The organism is Lachnoanaerobaculum saburreum DSM 3986, from assembly GCF_000185385.1.
GTDB lineage: Bacteria > Bacillota > Clostridia > Lachnospirales > Lachnospiraceae > Lachnoanaerobaculum > Lachnoanaerobaculum saburreum.
Genome location: NZ_GL622296.1, coordinates 150,927 through 154,084, shown reverse-complemented (window position 1 = coordinate 154,084; position 3,158 = coordinate 150,927). Strand labels below are relative to the sequence as shown.

The window sequence follows — 3,158 nt, the reverse complement described above, 5'->3', positions numbered from 1 at the left end:
CAAGTAGTTATTAAGCTCTCAAGGTTCATTATTAGTTGTTATTCAAGCTGTATACATAGCTTGCTGATATTGGATAGGGTATTATAGAACTCATCCTTATATGGGCAACTGCTATACAGCTTGAATATCATATATCTTGCTGAACGAATTGCTTTTGCAGCAACCTTTAGCAGTTTTAGACGGACAGTATCAATGCGTTGTTTTCGCATATTTGCAGATAATGCCAATCGCCTAAACCAATTAAATATGTTATAAGCAAGTGCATGTATTTGAAGCCTGTTAGCATTTACAATTCTTGTATGACTGCTGACAGAAGCGAAGTCAAAACCTGTTTTACTTTCCTTTATGAAGTTTTCCATCAAGCCTCTTTTGCAATAGAACTTGATAAGATATTCAGGAGATGACTCCATATTTGTAACAATGAATGTATACATGTAAGTCATTTGGTTTTCAGGTTTTTCAACTTTACAGACAACACGTCTTTCATAAGGCCAAGGACCTGCCTGATACATGAATTCACCATAAACTACAGCATAATCCACTTTGTTGTTTTTTGTGATTTCATCAAGTTCATCTACAAGATATGATGCCTTATCACGAAGTATAGCATTTTCTTTCAAACGAATTACATAGCCGGTACCGTTTTCTTCACACTGTTTATAAAACTTAGTGTTGCAAAGCCACTATCTCCACGAAGGAGAAGTTTAATTTCCGGAAAATCTACAAGATATTCATCAAGTATAGGCTGCAGAAAGTCCACAACTCCTGTGCTTGAATACTGAGTCCCGTCGCGAAGCTGAATTTTAATCAAATCTCCTGTGATTCCATCATAGCAAACAAGTGGATGGTAACCGTTACTTTGATAGTGGAAGTTAAATGCTCTGCCTTCCTGTTTGCCATAGGCATTAAGAAGTGTTGAGTCCAAATCTAAAATGATAGCTTCCGGCATCTGAATGCTATAAACTTTCTTTCGAAGAATTTGATTTATTGAAATGAACCGGTTCAGCGAATCCTCATCCATTCGATTATGAAATCTTGAAATGGTTGGTTGTGATTAAAGTGTCTTTATTCAGCACTGCTTTAAACACAGGATCATTTGTAAGTTCATCTGAAGAATCATCTTCAAAATAGCCTGCAATGATCATATATATCATCTGAAGAAGGTTTGCTTTATCAGTGTGATAACGGAATAATGCAGAATCATTGGTCTTAAATGATTGACTGAAAAGTTTATCAATGCCAAGTTTACTTACGAATTCTTTTATAAGAAGTAAGCCTGCATCAGAGGATAAATCGCCTCCATCGAAATTAATTTTAATTTTTCTATTGCTTTCAAGTGATGAGGTGTTTACAATACTTATAAAGGGCTCCTTTGTGTAATTTTTTTGAGTTTTGTCACCTTAATTTTACCACAAATGGACGCTCTTTTTTCTTCACTTAATAGGTGAAAGCAATATTTTGTTAAAATATAGTAATTATGTGGCTTTAAGCCACTTTTACGACTTTGTTGTGAATAATCTAGGATAAAGGGTTAAAAAATGCATAAAATTAAATGATTTCTTTTAAATGCAAAACATTGGAACCTTTATTGTATTTTAACGGAAGACGGGGATAGAGTTACAGAAGAATGCATTGTCTATAAGGTTTTTTAAGAAGAGAACTAAAAATCACATTGGGGTTTTATTAAAAAACACTTTGGTCATTAAAGTGGATAATTTTTAATGATCGACAAAAATAGTGATGAATAGTAATAAAAGATTTGATAAAATATAAGCATCAAAAGGTATTACTAAATATAGTGTAATGCCCTGTCCTTTAATGTAATAAAAAGCCAATGCCTTAAAGTATATCGGTGGTTTTTATATGATTAAGCTTTGAGATAGACGGTCAGATAAACTGAAAAAATACGGATTTTACTGCCGAAAAAGCGGTTAACGAGGAGGTGAAGAAAAATGAAATTAAATGATAGTAAAATAGTGATAAGACCGGGGAAAAGATATCTGATTGCATTATTTGTATATATATATGTTGCTGTTATAATGCTTTGGAGTTTAGTTAAAGTACCGCTGTCAGAGGATACAAATGGAGCGCCTAGAGTGATGCTTCTAATAATAGCTTCAATTCTTGGAATATATTTTTTATTGTTTATTTTATTTACAAAAATAGAATTAAGCAATAAGAAGATATCAATAAAGCAGCTTCCGTTAAAAAGAAGTGAGTATTTATGGAGTGAGATAAGCCATGCAAAGATTACAGATGAATCTTTTGCATATCCATGTGTAATCTATGCAGGAGGAAGGCGAATATTAAAAATACCACGAACTTATTTTGGATATGAGCAGCTATTTTATGAATTGGATAAAAGAAATATCATCCGGAAAGATGATTTGTATGTGGCTGCTAAGTCGGCATTGAAGATAGACAAAGAAGGACTGAAACAGTAGTATTAAGTAAATTTTAAAGAGGATTGTGCAGGTATCATTACAATATATAGGTGTATAGAGATTTTTTGGCTGATAAGAAAAACAAGTAGAAAAGATGCCTTAAAGTATACCTATGAGTTGCATAAAATAAGAATAAGTGAAGATTATTAGGAGAAAGAATGAATAAACAATAGTAATAGTCAGCTTAGATATATGAAACTATAAAAGCCTGTCTTCTAAATCTTAAGTCGAGACTTATGGAGTCTAACATACCGGTCAGGCTCCATATTATCTATTAAAGATTTCCTTGACAGTGGTGTAAAGATTTGAACTATTTTTTAGTACTCCAAGCAACACACCCTTACTCTGAAATAATTCCTTGATGCTTTCAAAGCTTCGAAATATCATTGCAAAAGTCTGCTTTCCCTTTTAACACATGTTTCATCTCATTCATTGATGTATGTAGTTCTTTAAGTACGTCTTCATATGCTTCTTCACACCATTTCAATGCATTTTTACATCCTTACGAAGACCTTAAATCACAAGATTCAGTTGCTTTATCTGCTTATTATACTTATCAGTCCTAAAAAAATCGTGTTAAAACACGAATTGGGTAGAACTATCCATAAATGGTAGTGCAATCATTTTGTATAGGAAAAATATAGATATAATATATTGATAACTTAGATGCAAGAAATTCATAAATATTCTTGTGCGATGAAATCGCACTTCCGG

General features: G+C 32.6%; 1 protein-coding gene and 1 pseudogene. One reads left to right on the top strand and one right to left on the bottom strand.

All coding sequences use genetic code 11. The annotated features are described in order from the left end of the window. Positions 1-38 precede the first annotated feature (38 nt). Positions 39-1,361: pseudogene (locus HMPREF0381_RS14410) on the bottom strand (IS1380 family transposase). A 591-nt stretch (positions 1,362-1,952) separates the two neighbouring features. Here HMPREF0381_RS14410 and HMPREF0381_RS00780 point away from each other — a divergent pair. Next, complete coding sequence (locus HMPREF0381_RS00780) at positions 1,953-2,444, top strand: hypothetical protein (RefSeq protein ID WP_008749938.1); 492 nt, start codon at positions 1,953-1,955, stop codon at positions 2,442-2,444. The last annotated feature ends 714 nt before the right edge of the window (positions 2,445-3,158 follow it).